The organism is Xenophilus arseniciresistens, from assembly GCF_028023875.1.
Classification (GTDB): domain Bacteria; phylum Pseudomonadota; class Gammaproteobacteria; order Burkholderiales; family Burkholderiaceae_C; genus Xenophilus; species Xenophilus arseniciresistens.
Genome location: NZ_JAQIPB010000006.1, coordinates 130987 through 145682, shown reverse-complemented (window position 1 = coordinate 145682; position 14696 = coordinate 130987). Strand labels below are relative to the sequence as shown.

Genomic DNA, 14696 nt, shown 5'->3' with positions numbered 1-14696 from the left:
GCATGGTCGAGTTCACGACGTGGGACATCCTGCGCAACCTGCTGCTGGCCGCACGCTGGACGGTGCTGCTCTCGCTGATCGCCTTCGTGGGCGGCGGGCTGGTGGGCGCGGCGCTGCTGATCGCACGGGTGGCCCGGCTGCCCGCGGCCGAAAGGCTGGTGGGCGCCTATGTGCAGCTGTTCCAGGGCACACCGCTGCTGATGCAGCTCTTTCTGGCCTATTTCGGTCTGGCGCTGCTGGGCATCCAGACCCATGCGTGGGTGGCCGCGGGCCTGGCGCTGACGCTCTACACCAGCGCCTTCCTCACCGAGATCTGGCGCGGCTGCGTGATGGCCATTCCGCGCGGCCAGTGGGAAGCCTCGGGCAGCCTGGCCCTGAGTTCTGGCGAGCAGATGCGCCATGTGATCCTGCCGCAGGCGCTGCGCATCGCGGTGCCGCCCACGGTGGGCTTCCTGGTGCAGGTGATCAAGGGCACGGCGCTCGCCTCGGTGGTGGGCTTCGTCGAACTCACCCGCGCCGGCAACATGATCTCCAACGTGACCTACGCGCCCTTCACCGTCTTCGCGGGCGTGGCGCTGATCTATTTCATGCTGTGCTACCCCATCAGCCTGTACGCCAAGATGCTTGAAAGGAAGCTGCATGCAGCCCGACGCTGAAGCCATTGCGCCCCCGGGGCGAAGCGGAGCACGCGCGGCCGCAGGCCCGGGCGCGCCCGTCGTCCGGATCACCGCGCTGCGTAAAAGCTATGGCACGAACGAGGTGCTCAAGGGCATCGACCTCGACGTGCGCCGCGGCGAGGTGATCGCCATCATCGGCAAGAGCGGCTCGGGCAAGAGCACGCTGCTTCGCTGCATCAATGGGCTGGAGACCTTCCAGGAAGGCGCGCTCACGGTCGATGGCAAGCCGCTGCTGCATGAAAGCGCCATGGCCATGCGCGAGCTGCGCCAGCACGTGGGCATGATCTTCCAGAGCTTCAACCTGTTCCCGCACCTGTCGGTGGGCCGCAACGTGATGCTGGCACCCACGCTGGTCAGGAAGCGCAGCAGGCTGGAGGCGGCCTCGCAGGCGCGCCAGCTGCTGGCACGCGTGGGCCTGGCCGAGAAATTCGATGCCATGCCCGACCAGCTTTCGGGCGGCCAGCAGCAGCGCGTGGCCATCGCGCGGGCGCTGGCCATGGAGCCGGCCGTGCTGCTGTGCGACGAGATCACCAGTGCGCTGGACCCTGAGCTCGTGGGCGAAGTGCTGCGCGTTGTCGAAGGATTGGCCGACGAAGGCATGACGCTGCTGATGGTCACGCACGAGATGAACTTCGCGCGCAAGGTCAGCGACCGCGTGATCTTCATGCACCAGGGCAAGGTGCACGAGATGGGCCCGCCGGCCCAAGTCTTTGGCAACCCGAAGACGCCCGAGCTGCAGCAGTTCCTGTCTTCTCTGCGCGACTGATGCGCGAAGCGTCCCACACGCGTGTCCGGCCTGGGCGCGCATGCGCCTGGCAGCAGGTCTGGCACCATGCACCCCATGAGGCAACCGCACCACCCACTGCATCTGCTGCCCCCCGAGGCGCCTTCCTGCTGCGTCGATCCGGGCCCTGATGCCGCGCCCGGCCGCAGGCGCGCGCTGCGCACCATCTTGCTGCTGGGCAGCGCGCTTCCGCTGCTGGCCGGCCCGCGCGCCTGGGCCGGCTTCAACTTCTTCACCAGCGAATACACGGCCAGCCGCGCCGAGCTGGAACAGGCGCTGGGCAAGCAGTTCCCGCAGCAGCGCGGCTATGGCGGCCTGTTCACCGTCGTGCTGCGCGACCCGCAGCTCGGCCTGGACGCGCAGGCCAACCGCCTGCGCCTGTCGATGGCCCTGCGCATCGCCAGCCCGCTGCTGCAGCCTTCGGAGCTGCCGGGCCAGGCCACGCTCAGCAGCGCGCTGCGCTATGACGCCGCCACCCTGTCGGTGCGGCTGGAGCAGCCGCGGGCCGAGCAGCTGCAGCTGAGCGGCGTCACGGGCGCCGATGCCGAACGCCTGCAGCGCGTGGCTGCGGCCGTGGCGCAGGAGGCGCTGCAGGGCCAGGCCCTGCACACCTTCAAGCCCGAAGAGCTCACCGTGGGCCGCAAGACCTATGAGATCGGCGAGATCACGGTGCTGGCCGAAGGGCTCAAGGTGCAGTTGCGCTGAAAACCACGGCTTCTCCCGCGCCACAACGTAACAAATCCAAACGGTGGCGCTGCGAATTGCGGGGCGTTTGACAGTGATGCACACACTGCAATCGGTTTCTGAAGCACAGAAAGCGGTTTCGGGCATTGGTGCATAACGGAAATGACTTTTCGGTCCTTGTGCGGACCCGCCTGAGCCCCTAGAGTGCGGCCACTTTTTTGACGGGAGGCCAAACAAGCCGCGCACATGCGAGTGGCAGGGCATCCCTTGCCCACCGATGACTCTGCGCCTTCCCTCGCTCCCCTCACGCAGCCCGCTGCTGCGCCTCGCACCGCTTCGCGTGCCCTTCACCGTCGCCGCAGGTGCCGCACGATGAGCGCCCAGATCAGCATCGACTACCCGCAGCCCGCACCCGGAATGCCTGCCAGCAGCTGCAGCACCGGCCAGGCCTGGGCACGCGTGCCGCCGCAGCCTTCGCGCGAGGAGCGCGAGCGGCTCAAGGCGCGCATCCGCCAGTTGCTGGTCGAGCAGCAGGCCGTGCTGGTGGCGCACTACTACGTGAGCGACGAGCTGCAGGACCTGGCCGAGGAAACGGGTGGCCTGGTGGCCGACTCGCTGGAGATGGCGCGCTTCGGCCGTGACCATCCGGCGCGCACGCTGGTGGTGGCGGGCGTGCGCTTCATGGGCGAGACGGCCAGCATCCTGTCGCCCGACAAGCGCGTGCTGATGCCCGACCTGGACGCCACCTGCTCGCTGGACCTGGGCTGCCCGGCCGACGAATTTGCCGCCTTCTGCGACCAGCATCCGGATCGCACGGTGCTGGTCTATGCCAACACCAGCGCCGCCGTGAAGGCGCGCGCCGACTGGATGGTGACCTCCGGCTGCGCGCTCGAGGTGGTGCGCGCGCTCACGGCGCAGGGCCACAAGATCCTCTGGGCGCCCGATCGCCACCTGGGCGACTACATCCGCAGCCAGACCGGCGCCGACCTGCTGAGCTGGGACGGCGCCTGCATCGTGCACGACGAGTTCAAGGCCCTCGAGCTGGAGCTGCTGAAAGCGCAGCATCCCGGGGCCAAGGTGCTGGTGCATCCGGAGTCGCCGCGCGACGTGATCGCGCTGGCCGATGCCGTGGGCTCCACGGCCGCGATGCTGGCCGCGGCCCAGCGCATGGATGCGCGCGAGTTCATCGTCGCCACCGACACGGGCCTTCTGCACAAGATGCGTGCGCTCAATCCCGGCAAGACCTTCATCGCGGCGCCCACCGCTGGCGACAGCGCCACCTGCAAGAGCTGCGCGCACTGCCCGTGGATGGCGATGAACGACCTCGCAGGCATCGTGCATGTGCTGGAGACCGGTACCAACGAGGTGCGCATCGCCCCCGCCATCGCCGAACGCGCGCGGCTGCCGATCACGCGCATGCTGGACTTCACGGCCGCGCTCAAGGCCGGCCGCGCGCCTGCCGGCTTCGTGCCCAGCCTGGGAGCGGTCTGATGCGCGCCGCCGGCTTCGACGTGCTGGTGATCGGCAGCGGGCTGGCGGGCCTGAGCACGGCTTTGCACCTGGCGCCCACGCATCGCGTGGCCGTCTTCACGAAAGGCGCCGTCGCCGAGGGCGCCAGCCAGTGGGCCCAGGGCGGACTGGCCGCCGTCCTCGACGACGAGGACAGCTTCGACGCCCATGTGAGCGACACCCTGCTGGCCGGCGCCGGCCTGTGCGACCTGCCGGCCACGCGCAAGGTGGTCGAAGGCGCGCCGGCCTGCATCGCCTGGCTGCGCGCGCTGGGCGTGCCTTTTTCCGAAGAGGCCGGCGAGCTGCACCTGACGCGCGAAGGCGGCCACAGCCAGCGCCGCATCGTGCATGCGGCCGACGCCACGGGCGCGGCCGTGCAGGCCACCTTGATCGACGCGGCGCGGCGCTCGGCCAACATCCAGTTCTTCGAGCACCACACGCTCGTCGACCTCCTGAGCGGCCCCGCCGCCGGCGCGGGCCGGCCCGGCTGCGGGGGCGCCCTCGTGCTGGACGAAGCCAGCGGCGAACTGCGCGCCTTCAGCGCCGCGGCGACGGTGCTGGCCACGGGCGGTGCGGGCCGGGTCTACCTGCACTCGACCAACCCGCCCACGGCCACCGGCGACGGCATCGCGGCGGCCTGGCGCGCGGGCTGCCGGGTGTCGAACATGGAATTCGTCCAGTTCCACCCCACGGCCCTGGCCCACCCCGATGCGCAGAGCTTCCTGATCAGCGAAGCGGTGCGCGGCGAAGGCGGCTTGCTCAAGCTGCCGGCCAGCGCGGGCGGCGAACGCTTCATGCCCGCGCATGACGCCCGTGCCGAGCTGGCCCCGCGCGACGTGGTGGCGCGCGCCATCCACGACGAGATGACCCGCCACGGCCTGCCCTTCGTGCTGCTGGACATCTCGCACCAGAGCGCGGACTTCATCAAGCAGCACTTCCCCAACATCCTGGCCCGCTGCGCCCGGCACGGCATCGACATCACGCGCGAGCCCATTCCCGTGGTGCCGGCCGCGCACTACACCTGCGGCGGCGTGGTCACCGACCTGCAGGGCCGCACCGATCTGGCGGGCCTGTACGCCGTCGGCGAGGCCGCCTGCACCGGGCTGCACGGCGCCAACCGGCTGGCCAGCAACTCGCTGATCGAATGCCTGGTCTTCGCGCGGGCCGCCGCCTGCCAGATCCTCAAGAGCGCCCCGACGGCCAAAGGCCATGAGGCCCAACTCTGGCAAGACGCACCGGCCGGCGCGGCCGATGCGCAGGACATCGTGCGCCAACTGGACGCGCTGCGCCGCCTGATGTGGGAACACGTGGGCATCGTGCGCAGCGGCGAAGGCCTGGAAACGGCCGCGCTGCGGATCGTCGAGCTGCAGCGGCAGGCCGAAGACCTGTATGCGCATGCGCGGCCCACGCGCGCGCTGGTCGAGCTGCGCAACCTGGTGCAGGTGGCCGCGCTGATCGTGGAATCGGCCGCCTCTCGCCTCGAAAGCCGCGGACTCCACCACCGCAGCGACCACCCCGGCCAGGCCGAGCAGGCCGCGCCCACCCTGCTCATTCCCACCAGCCCCCGGCCCCTTGCACGCGCTCCCGAAGAAAGCCCGCCCATGAGCAGCAGCCCGCCCACCACGCCCACGCCGCGCAAGGCGGTGACGCTCGCACGCATGGCCGACATGCGCGCACGCGGCGAGAAGATCGCCATGCTGACGGCCTATGACGCCACCTTCGCCGCGCTGGCCGATGCGGCGGGCGTGGACTGCCTGCTCGTGGGCGACTCGCTGGGCATGGTCTGCCAGGGCCATGGCAGCACGGTGGGCGTATCGCTGGAGGCCATGCGCTACCACACCGACAGCGTCGCGCGCGGGCTGCGCCGCGTGCAGGGCAGCGCCTGGCTGATCGCCGACCTGCCTTTTGGCAGCTACCAGGAATCGCGCGAACAGGCCCTGCGCAGCGCCACCGTGCTGATGCAGGCCGGTGCGCAGATGGTCAAGCTCGAAGGCGGCGGCTGGACGGTCGACACCGTGCGCTTCTTGACCGAGCGCGGCATCCCGGTGTGCGCGCACCTGGGCTTCACGCCGCAGACCGTCCACGCGCTCGGCGGCTACCGCGTGCAGGGGCGCGACGACGGTTCCGCCGCCCGGCTGCGCGAAGACGCCCGGGCGCTGGAAGAGGCCGGCGCCGCGCTGCTGGTGCTCGAGATGGTGCCGGCCGCGCTGGCCCGCGCCCTCAGCGCCGAGCGCCCGCGCTGCGCCACCATCGGCATCGGCGCGGGCAGCGGCACCGCCGGACAGGTGCTGGTGATGCACGACATGCTGGGCATCCACCTGGGCCGGCCGCCGAAGTTCGTGCAGGACTTCATGGCCCAGGCCCAGGGCATCGAAGGCGCGCTGCGCGCCTATGTGCAGGCCGTCAAGGCCGGCCGCTTCCCCGACGACACCCTGCATGCCTGGTGACTGCCAGGCCCTGCGCCACACCGCAGCCAAGCTGCCCCATCGCCCTCTTCTTTTATGCAAATCGCCCGCACCCTTCCCGAACTGCGCCAACTTCTCGCGCGCAGCAATCGCATCGCCTTCGTGCCCACCATGGGCAACCTGCATGAAGGCCACCTGTCGCTGCTGCGAAAAGCCCGGACGCTGGGCGACGTCAGCGTCGCCAGCATCTTCGTGAACCGGCTGCAGTTCCAGCCCCACGAAGACTTCGACACCTACCCGCGCACCTGGGAACAGGACTGCGAGCAACTGCGCGCAGTGGGCTGCGACGTGCTGTTCGCGCCCGACGAGAACACGCTCTACCCCGAGCCGCAGACCTTCAAGCTGCACCCGGATGCGCGGCTGGCCAACACGCTCGAAGGGCAGTTCCGCCCCGGCTTCTTCACCGGCGTGTGCACCGTGGTGATGAAGCTCTTTGCCTGCGTGCAGCCGCAGGCGACGGTCTTCGGCATGAAGGACTACCAGCAGCTCATGATCATTCGCCACATGGTGCGGCAGTTCGCGCTGCCCATCGAGGTGGTGGGCGTGCCCACGGCGCGGGCCGACGACGGCCTGGCGCTGTCGTCGCGCAACGGCTACCTGACGCCCGGCGAGCGCGCCCAGGCCCCCGAGCTGTACGCCGCCCTGCGCAAGGTGGCCGATGCGGTGCGCCGCGGCGCGCAAGACTTCGACGCGCTCGAACTGCGGGCCGCCGCCGAGCTGGGCGCGCGCGGCTGGAAGCCCGACTACATCGCCATCCGCCGGCGCAGCGACCTGCAGGCCGCCCACGGCGGCGACGCCCTCGTGGTGCTGGCCGCCGCGCGACTGGGCAACACGCGACTCATCGACAACCTCGAGATCGACGGCTGACCGGCAGGCGACTTCGGCGCACCGGCCGTCACGCAGATCGCGGACACTGCGCGCATGAAGCAGCCCCTCCTTCGCCGACGCAGCGTGCTGGCCTGGGCCACCGCCCTGCCCGTCACGCTCGGCGCCGCCGGCCTGGCCCAGGGCCAGACGACGCCGGCCGCCCCCCGCCCCTTCGACCTGCAGGGCCACCGCGGCGCACGCGGGCTGGCCCCCGAGAACACGCTGGCCGCCTTCGAGCGCGCCCTTCAGGTCGGCGTGAGCACGCTGGAGCTGGACATCGGGCTCACGGCCGACGGCGTGCCCGTGGTCACGCACGATCCGGCCCTCAACCCCGCCCTCACCCGCGATGCCAGCGGCGCCTACCTGCAGGGCCCGGGGCCCGCGGTGCACACCCTGAGCCTGGCGCAGCTGCAGCGCCATGACGTGGGCCGGCTCGATCCGGCCAGCAAGTACGGCCAGCAGTTCGCCAGCCAGACCCCGCGCCATGGCGAGCGCATCCCCACGCTGCGCGCCCTTTTCGAATACACGCAGGCGCATGCCCCTGCCAGCCTGCGCTTCAACATCGAGGCCAAGACCGACCCGACGCTGCCAGAAAGCACCGCACCGGTGGAAGCACTGGTGGGCGCCATCCTCGACGAGGTGCGGCGCGCGGGCCTGGAATCGCGCGTGACGCTGCAAAGCTTCGACTGGCGCGCGCAGGCACTGGCCACGCAACAGGCGCCCGGCCTCTCGCGCGCCTGGCTCAGCAGCCCGCGCACCCTGCGCGACCCACGCTGGACCCGCGGCCTGCGCGTGGAAGACTTCGGCGGCTCCACCCCGCGCCTGGTTCAGGCCGCCGCCAGCGACGGCCGCGGGCCGGCCATCTGGTCGCCCGCCTTCGCCGACCTGAGCAGCGAACAGGTGCGCGAAGCGCAGGCACTGGGCCTGCAGGTGGTGCCCTGGACGGTGAACCAGCCGGCCGACCTAGCGCGCGTGATGGACCTGGGCGTGGACGGCATCATCACCGACTACCCGGACCGCCTGCGCGCGCTGATGGCCACGCGCGGCATGCCGCTGCCACCACAGGTGCGCCCATGACCGAAACCGACCAACCCCGGCAGCAACTGATGCAGATCGGCCAGGCCCTGGCCCAGGTGCGCCAGCAGCCCGCCACCCTCGGCCAGCTGTGCGACACCGCGCGCCAGGCGCATGCGCTGCAGGCCGCGTTGCCGCCGCGCTTTTCGGAAGTGCTGCTGAACCTGCTGGACCGGCTGGAATCCAGCGCGCTGTTCAGCGAGGAAAGCTGCTCCTTCAGCCAGAAGGACCTTCTGGACAGCCTGCAGCTGTGGGGCGAGAAGGCGGGCGAGCGTCTGGCAGCTCGCTGATCAGGCTGCCGTCAGCTTTTTTGTGCGCCAATGCTGGCGCGCAGGCACTTGACGGCCTCGGCCGACAGAGCCCCGGGCATGGCCCGTGCATGCTTGCAAGCACGGCTTTAGGCCCCAGCTTCAAGACTGAACGGGGTGCCTGCGGGCCAAAACCTAGGGATAACCCCGTCAACTTCTGGGGAACTTTGCTAAATATTGCTTCCCCAACGGTCCAGCAGCGGCAATTTGTCGCTTCCTGGCAACAAACCCAACCGGAGAATTTTTGAGATGCGCTTGACCACCAAAGGCCGTTCCGCCGTCACCGCGATGATCGACGTCGCCCTGCGCGAGGCGGACGGACCGGTCAGCCTCTCGTCGCTCAGCGCGCGGCACGGCATCTCGCTGTCTTATCTCGAACTGCTGTTCGGCAAGCTGCGCCGGGCCGAGCTGGTCAGCGCGACGCGCGGCCCGGGCGGCGGCTATTCGCTGGCTCGCCCCGTCGACAGCATCACCGTGGCCGACATCATCCTCGCCATCGAGGAAGGCTACGACGACGAGCTCGCCGCCCGCGACGACGCCGCCAATCCGCAGAAGTGCTCCACCTCCGAGCTGTGGGCCCAGGCCAACCGCCAGATCATGGAGTTCCTGGGCTCCGTTTCGCTGCGCAGCCTCGTGAACGACCAGATCGCCAAGGGCGGCCCGGTGCGCGCCGCGGCCAAGCCCAAGCCCCTGCACAAGCCGCTGCCGCGCCCGCTCAATGTGGTGGCGCCCAACTCGGTCTTCGCGCTGGGCAAGCTGGCCATTCCGAAACGCTGACGACGCCCCAAAACGCGAAGCGCATGAAGAAAAAACCCGCCGGTTTCGGCGGGTTTTTTCATGGTTGCCTCTCGCGAACGCTCAGACCTCGTTCTGGTCTTCGTCCTCGTGCTTCGAGGCCGCGCCCGTGCGCTTGGCGGGGCGGGCCAGGATTTCGACATAGACCTCGCGACCCTGCGCGGCGGCCACCGCATCGATGCAGGCCAGCAGCGAGGCCAGATGCACAGGCTGCGCGTCGTCGCGCGTGCTGCCGCAGCGGCAGTCGAAATCCCAGTAGTCGGCGCCAGCAGGCAGTTCGCGGCGGCGCTCGCGCTTGATGTATTTGCGAATCTCATGGCGCAGGGCATCCATCACACGGTCCGGGTGCCGGCCTTCGATCTGCAGCGGGAATATTTTTCTCATGGGTGATCGTACCCCGCGGGCGCTAGCATGCGCGGCCGGCGCACCCGGCATCGGCCCGCGCGCGCCCTGATCGCCCCTCATGAAAAAAGAAAGCATCGTCCCCTTCTTCGCCACCTTGCAGGCGGCCAACCCCGAACCCGAAACCGAGCTGGAATACAGCAGCCCCTTCGAGTTGCTGGCCGCGGTGCTGCTGTCGGCCCAGGCCACCGACGTGGGCGTGAACAAGGCCACGCGCAAGCTCTTTCCGGTGGCCAACACGCCGCAGGCCATCCTCGACCTCGGGCTGGAAGGCCTGGAGGGCTACATCAAGACCATCGGGCTTTACCGCAGCAAGGCCAGGCACCTGATCGAGGCCTGTCGCATGCTGGTGACGCAGCATGGCGGCGAGGTGCCACGCACGCGCGAAGCGCTCGAAGCCCTGCCCGGCGTGGGCCGCAAGACGGCCAATGTGGTGCTCAACGTGGCCTTCGGCGAGCCCACGATGGCGGTGGACACCCACATCTTCCGCGTGAGCAACCGCACCGGCCTGGCGCCCGGCAAGACCCCGCTGGAAGTGGAACTGAAGCTCGAGAAGCGCGTGCCCGCCGACTACCGGCTGCACGCGCACCACTGGCTGATCCTGCACGGGCGCTATGTGTGCGTGGCACGCAAACCCAGGTGCTGGGAATGCGCGGTGGCTGCGTACTGCGATTTCAAGCCGAAGACGCCGGCGCCGGCTGCTTGAACGCGGGCTGCCGCGGCACACACCACAGCTGCCCGAACGCAATGGCTTCTGCCGGCCAGTCCGCCGCGGTCGGCACGGTGCGCCGGCCGGTCTCGATCAGTTGCACGGCGCGCATCACGCCCGCATGGGTGATCCAGGCGGCGTCCTGGCCGGTGGCGCGCCAGTCGTCCCAGGCGGCGGCCACGCGCTGGACGAACTGGTCGGTGCTCTCGCCGTCGGCACCCGCGCGGGCGGCGGCGAAGTCGGCGGTCCAGGCCTCGAAGTCCTCGCGCGCGATGGCTGACCACGGGTGCCCTTCCCAGGCGCCGAAGTGCATCTCGGCCAGGCGCGGGTCGGCCCGGGCCGGGCCCAGGTCAGGCCGCAACTGCTGCAGGGCTTCAGCCAGCGCCTGGCAGCGGCGCAAGGGCGAGGCACGCAGCGCCACGCCGGGCGGCAGCGCCTGCGCCAGCGCAACGGCGGCCTGCTGCGTGGCCGCGGCATCGGCCTGCACGTCCAGGCGGCCATAGCACAGGCCGTCTTCGCACAGCACGCGCGCATGGCGCTGCAGCCACAGCCTCATGCCGCAGCCCCCGCCGTGAAGCGCCAGGCCAGCGCAAGGTAGATGGCGATTTCGCTGAGCTGCTGCACCGCGCCCAGGCCGTCGCCCGTGAAGCCCCGGAGCCGGCGCCACAGCAGGCGCGCCATCCAGGCCGTGGCCAGCAGCGCGGCCAGCAGCGCCGCGGCCATGCGCAGCGGCCCCTGCGCCCAGGCCAGCAGCGCCAGGGCCGGCAGGGCCCACAGCAGGCCTGCCAGCAGGGCACTGCTGCCCATGGCATCGGCCAGCGGCTTGGATTTGCTCTGCGCCGTGTCGCCCACATGGGGCAGATGGCGGATCAGCAGCAGCGGCATGAAGCGCGAGAGCACATGCGCCGCCACCAGCGCGGCCAGTGCCACGCGCGCGCCTTCCTGCTGCGCCAGCGCCGCCAGCAATGCGACCTTGGTGCCCAGGGCCAGCACCAGCGCCATCGCGCCATAGGTGCCGATGCGCGAGTCCTTCATGATCTCCAGCGCGCGCGCCCGGTCGGCCGAGCCGCCCAGGCCGTCTGCCGTGTCGGCCAGGCCGTCTTCATGGAAGGCGCCCGTCATCCAGGCCGTGGCGGCGGTGCTCAGCAGCGCCGCGGCCCATGTGCCCGCGGGCCCGGGCAGGCCCGCCAGCAGCAGGCCGAACACGGCCGCGCCCCACAGGCCCACCAGAGCGCCCACGCCCGGAAAGTGCGCCGCGCTGGCGCGCAGCATCTGCGGGCTGTAGCCCACCCAGGCCGCCAGCCGGCCCGTGACGGGCACGCGCGTGAAGAACTGCAGCGCAAGCAGGTAGTGGCGCAGCGCGCGCTTCATGTCAGTGACGCCCGGCCGCCCGAAGGCACTGACGCACCCCCTTGGGGGGCAGCGGACCACGCGAAGCGGGGAAGCGTGGGGGCTGCTTCATGTCATGCAGGGCCTGAAACGCCGGCCGATTCGAAACTGGCCATGTCGCTCAGGATGCGGCAGGCGGATTCGAGCAGCGGCCAGGCCAGCGCCGCGCCCGAGCCCTCGCCCAGCCGCAGGTCCATCTGCAGCAGCGGCTGCAGGCCCAGCAGGCGCAGCAGCAGCGCATGGCCTGGTTCGGCCGACTGGTGCGCGGCCACGCAGCGCTGCACCACCTGCGGTGCCAGCGCATGCGCCACCAGCACCGCGCTGCTGGCGATGAAGCCATCGAGCACGACCAGGCGGCGCTCCTGCGCGGCCTGCAGCACCGCACCCACCAGCGTGGCGATCTCGAAGCCGCCGAAGGCCGCCAGCGCCTGCAGCGGCGTGCGCGCCTGCGCATGCACGGCCAGCACCTCGCGCAGCACGGCGCGCTTGCGGGCCAGGGCCTGTGCGTCCAGACCCGTGCCGGCGCCGGTGCAGGCATCGATGTCCTGCCCCGAAAGCCGAGCCAGCAGCAGCGCCGCCGACGAGCTGTTGCCGATGCCCATCTCGCCCAGCAGCAGTGCGTTGCCAGGCAGGCCGCGCACCACTTCGCGGCCATTGGCGATGGCCTGCGCGCACTGTTGCGCACTCATGGCCGGGGCCTGCAGCGCGTCGGCCGTGCCGGCCGCGATGCGCCGCTGCACCAGGCCGGGCTGCGGCGGCGTGGGTTGCAGCACGCCGCAATCGACCACCGTGAGCGCCAGGCCATGCTGGCGTGCCAGCACGCTGACGGCGGCGCCGCCCGACAGGAAGTTGCGCACCATCTGCCAGGTCACGTCGGCCGGATAGGCGGAGACGCCGCGCGCGGCCAGGCCGTGGTCGGCGGCGCACACCAGCATCTGCGGCGCGTGCAATTGCGGCGCTTCGGTGCCCAGCACCTGCCCGATCTGCAGCGCCAGTTGCTCCAGGCGGCCCAGCGCGCCCAGCGGCTTGGTCTTGGCATCCAGGCGCGCCTGCAGGCGCTGGCGCAGGGCCGGGTCTTCAATGGAGGGGACGGGCGGGATGTCCGCAGCTTGCAGGGTCATTCGATGAGTCGGGCCAGCACACCCGGCGAAAAATGGCTGCCAATGTAATCGGCCAGGCCGTCGAAGGTCTGCTCCAGCGTGGGAACCTGGGCGCCGAACAGGGCCTGCAGCACGCGCGCGTCTTCGAACAGGCCATGCAGGTACAGGCCCAGCACGTTGCCCTGCGCGTTCTGCCAGCCCAGGCCCTCGGGCAGCACGGCTTGCGCGCGCTCGCCCGCCGCCAGCAGGGCCGGGTGCGGTGCCACGCCTTCGGCCGTGCGGCCGTGGTGGATCTCGTAGCCCGCCACCTCGGCGCCTGCCAGTGCCGCCCACGGGCCCTGCACGGCACCGAAGCGCGTGCGCCGCAGGCGCACGGTCTTGTCGCGTTCGAAGACGGTGACCAGCGGCAGCAGGCCCAGGCCGGGCGCGTTGCCATCAATGCCGTGCGGATCGATCAGCGCCTCGCCCAGCATCTGCAGCCCGCCGCAGATGCCCAGCACCGCCCCGCCCTGCGCCGCATGGGCGGCGATGGCCGCATCCAGGCCCTGGGCGCGCAGCCAGGCCAGGTCGCTGCTGGTGGCCTTGGAGCCGGGCAGCACGATCCAGTCGCATCGACGATCAAGGCCCGCCAGTTCGGCCGGCGTGCGCACCCAGCGCAGGGCCAGGCCAGGCACGCGCTTGAGCGGCTGGAACTCGTCGAGGTTGCTGAGGCGCGGGCAGGCCACCACGGCCACGGTGCGCGTGATCCTGCCCTCGCCCGCGCTGCCGCGCTCGTCGAACAGGCCGTCTTCTTCAGGCAGGCCGTGCTGCCACCACATGGGCAGGGTGGCGACGGTGGGCACGCCGGTCAGGGCCTGCAACTGCTCGGGGCCGGGGGCCAGCAGCGCGGCGTCGCCGCGGAACTTGTTGAGCACGAAGCCCGCCAGCAGCGCGCGCTCCTCGGGCGGCAGCAGGGCCCAGGTGCCGTACAGGTGCGCAAAGGCGCCGCCGCGGTCGATGTCGGTCACCAGCAGGCAGCGCGCACGCGCATGGCGTGCCATGCGCATGTTCACGATGTCGCTGGCATGCAGGTTGATCTCGGCCGGCGAGCCCGCGCCCTCGAGCACGATCACCTCATGCCGCGCCGCCAGTTCGTCGAAGGCCTGCGCGATGTGCGGCCACACGGTGGCGCTGCGCTGGCGCCAGGGCGTGCGCGAGAGCGGCTCGTGCACCTGCCCCATCAGCACCACCTGGCTGGCGGTGTCGCGCTCGGGCTTGAGCAGCAGCGGGTTCATGCGCACCTCGGGCACGGCGCGCGCGGCCAGGGCCTGGAAGTACTGGGCGCTGCCGATCTCGCCACCGGCATCGAAGGCATCGGCGCCCGCGCCCGCAGCAGGGCCCACCACGCGCGCGTTGTTGCTCATGTTCTGCGCCTTGAAGGGCGCCACGCTGAGCCCCTGGCGCGCATACCAGCGGCATAGGGCCGTGGTGAGCCAGCTCTTGCCCGCGCCGCTGGTGGTGCCCAGCACCATCACACAGCGCGCGCTCATGGAAGTTGTTTTTTAGAAAGGTTGCACAGCATGGCCCGGATTGTGTCCGCCTGGACACCTCACCGATGCTGCGCCATGCCCGGGCGCCGGGCCGGCTATTTGGGCAACTGCTGCCTGCAGATGTTCTGGCCCGTGGTGGTCAGGCGCAGGGCGCCGCCGTTCCATTCGATCCAGGACAGGCTGACCAGGTCGTCGATCACGTCTTCGCCGATTTCCCCAGCGCGGCGGCGCTGCAGCAACTGCTCGACGCCCGGCAAGGCCACGCGCAATTCGCTCTGTCGATCTAGGGTAGGTACCGCTGCACTCATGGGAGCCATTCTCCAAGCCCCGCAAGCCAGAGGGCTGACGAAAATCAGCGTAACACAGTAGACGCTTTACTTACATGAATTCCACAACCCCGCCTT

At 70.7% G+C, this 14696-nt stretch carries 16 protein-coding genes and 1 pseudogene; 11 read left to right on the top strand and 6 right to left on the bottom strand.

Annotation, left to right across the window (positions count from 1 at the left end; all coding sequences use genetic code 11):
- Positions 1–2: 2 nt before the first annotated feature.
- The 10 genes and pseudogenes from PGB34_RS13480 to PGB34_RS13435 all read left to right on the top strand — a co-directional run bounded on the left by PGB34_RS13480 (position 3) and on the right by PGB34_RS13435 (position 9145).
- The gene (locus PGB34_RS13480; protein WP_271428610.1) at positions 3–656 is read left to right on the top strand and encodes an amino acid ABC transporter permease; all 654 of its coding nucleotides are present in this window, start codon (positions 3–5) and stop codon (positions 654–656) included.
- A complete protein-coding gene (locus tag PGB34_RS13475) occupies positions 640–1443 on the top strand; it encodes an amino acid ABC transporter ATP-binding protein (protein ID WP_271428609.1) in 804 nt (267 codons plus the stop codon). Before PGB34_RS13480 ends, PGB34_RS13475 begins: the two co-directional genes overlap by 17 nt.
- Positions 1444–1518: 75 nt before the next feature.
- The gene (locus PGB34_RS13470; RefSeq protein WP_271428608.1) at positions 1519–2166 is read left to right on the top strand and encodes a DUF1439 domain-containing protein; all 648 of its coding nucleotides are present in this window, start codon (positions 1519–1521) and stop codon (positions 2164–2166) included.
- Between the two features lie 351 nt (positions 2167–2517).
- A complete protein-coding gene (gene nadA / locus PGB34_RS13465) occupies positions 2518–3636 on the top strand; it encodes a quinolinate synthase NadA (RefSeq protein ID WP_271428607.1) in 1119 nt (372 codons plus the stop codon).
- Positions 3636–5210: pseudogene (gene nadB / locus PGB34_RS13460) on the top strand (L-aspartate oxidase); the annotation flags it as partial. The gene nadA and the pseudogene nadB, both read left to right, overlap by 1 nt.
- A gap of 45 nt (positions 5211–5255) precedes the next feature.
- Positions 5256–6101, top strand: a complete 846-nt coding sequence (gene panB / locus PGB34_RS13455; RefSeq protein WP_333909032.1) for a 3-methyl-2-oxobutanoate hydroxymethyltransferase — start codon at positions 5256–5258, stop codon at positions 6099–6101.
- 54 nt (positions 6102–6155) lie between these two features.
- Positions 6156–6986 (top strand): pantoate--beta-alanine ligase, encoded by an 831-nt coding sequence (gene panC / locus PGB34_RS13450; protein WP_271428606.1) that lies wholly within the window; start codon positions 6156–6158, stop codon positions 6984–6986.
- A gap of 54 nt (positions 6987–7040) precedes the next feature.
- On the top strand, positions 7041–8063 hold the full coding sequence (locus PGB34_RS13445; protein ID WP_271428605.1) for a glycerophosphodiester phosphodiesterase: 1023 nt from the start codon (positions 7041–7043) through the stop codon (positions 8061–8063).
- Positions 8060–8350 carry a hypothetical protein gene (locus PGB34_RS13440; protein WP_271428604.1) on the top strand — a complete coding sequence of 97 codons (291 nt, stop codon included), beginning with the start codon at positions 8060–8062 and terminating at the stop codon, positions 8348–8350. Before PGB34_RS13445 ends, PGB34_RS13440 begins: the two co-directional genes overlap by 4 nt.
- 267 nt (positions 8351–8617) lie before the next feature.
- Complete coding sequence (locus PGB34_RS13435; RefSeq protein WP_271428603.1) at positions 8618–9145, top strand: Rrf2 family transcriptional regulator; 528 nt, start codon at positions 8618–8620, stop codon at positions 9143–9145.
- An 81-nt stretch (positions 9146–9226) separates the two neighbouring features.
- On the opposite strand, the gene PGB34_RS13430 is transcribed toward PGB34_RS13435, so the two are convergent.
- On the bottom strand, positions 9227–9547 hold the full coding sequence (locus tag PGB34_RS13430) for a DUF6172 family protein (RefSeq protein ID WP_271428602.1): 321 nt from the start codon (positions 9545–9547) through the stop codon (positions 9227–9229).
- A gap of 79 nt (positions 9548–9626) precedes the next feature.
- On the opposite strand from PGB34_RS13430, the gene nth reads away from it, so the two are divergent.
- The gene (gene nth / locus PGB34_RS13425; protein WP_271428601.1) at positions 9627–10271 is read left to right on the top strand and encodes an endonuclease III; all 645 of its coding nucleotides are present in this window, start codon (positions 9627–9629) and stop codon (positions 10269–10271) included.
- Here the strand turns inward: nth and PGB34_RS13420 are convergent.
- The 5 genes from PGB34_RS13420 to PGB34_RS13400 form a co-directional block, all read right to left on the bottom strand.
- Entirely contained in the window at positions 10240–10830 is a 591-nt protein-coding gene (locus PGB34_RS13420; protein WP_271428600.1) for a histidine phosphatase family protein, read from the bottom strand. The two genes, nth and PGB34_RS13420, sit on opposite strands and share 32 nt — an antisense overlap.
- The gene (gene cobS / locus PGB34_RS13415; RefSeq protein ID WP_271428599.1) at positions 10827–11645 is read right to left on the bottom strand and encodes an adenosylcobinamide-GDP ribazoletransferase; all 819 of its coding nucleotides are present in this window, start codon (positions 11643–11645) and stop codon (positions 10827–10829) included. The genes PGB34_RS13420 and cobS overlap by 4 nt, the downstream gene beginning before the upstream one ends.
- A gap of 92 nt (positions 11646–11737) precedes the next feature.
- A complete protein-coding gene (gene cobT / locus PGB34_RS13410; protein WP_271428598.1) occupies positions 11738–12784 on the bottom strand; it encodes a nicotinate-nucleotide--dimethylbenzimidazole phosphoribosyltransferase in 1047 nt (348 codons plus the stop codon).
- Positions 12781–14292: a cobyric acid synthase gene (locus tag PGB34_RS13405; RefSeq protein WP_271428597.1), complete on the bottom strand. Its 1512-nt coding sequence runs from the start codon at positions 14290–14292 to the stop codon at positions 12781–12783. Before PGB34_RS13405 ends, cobT begins: the two co-directional genes overlap by 4 nt.
- A 95-nt stretch (positions 14293–14387) precedes the next feature.
- On the bottom strand, positions 14388–14600 hold the full coding sequence (locus PGB34_RS13400) for a hypothetical protein (protein ID WP_271428596.1): 213 nt from the start codon (positions 14598–14600) through the stop codon (positions 14388–14390).
- Between the last annotated feature and the right edge of the window lie 96 nt (positions 14601–14696).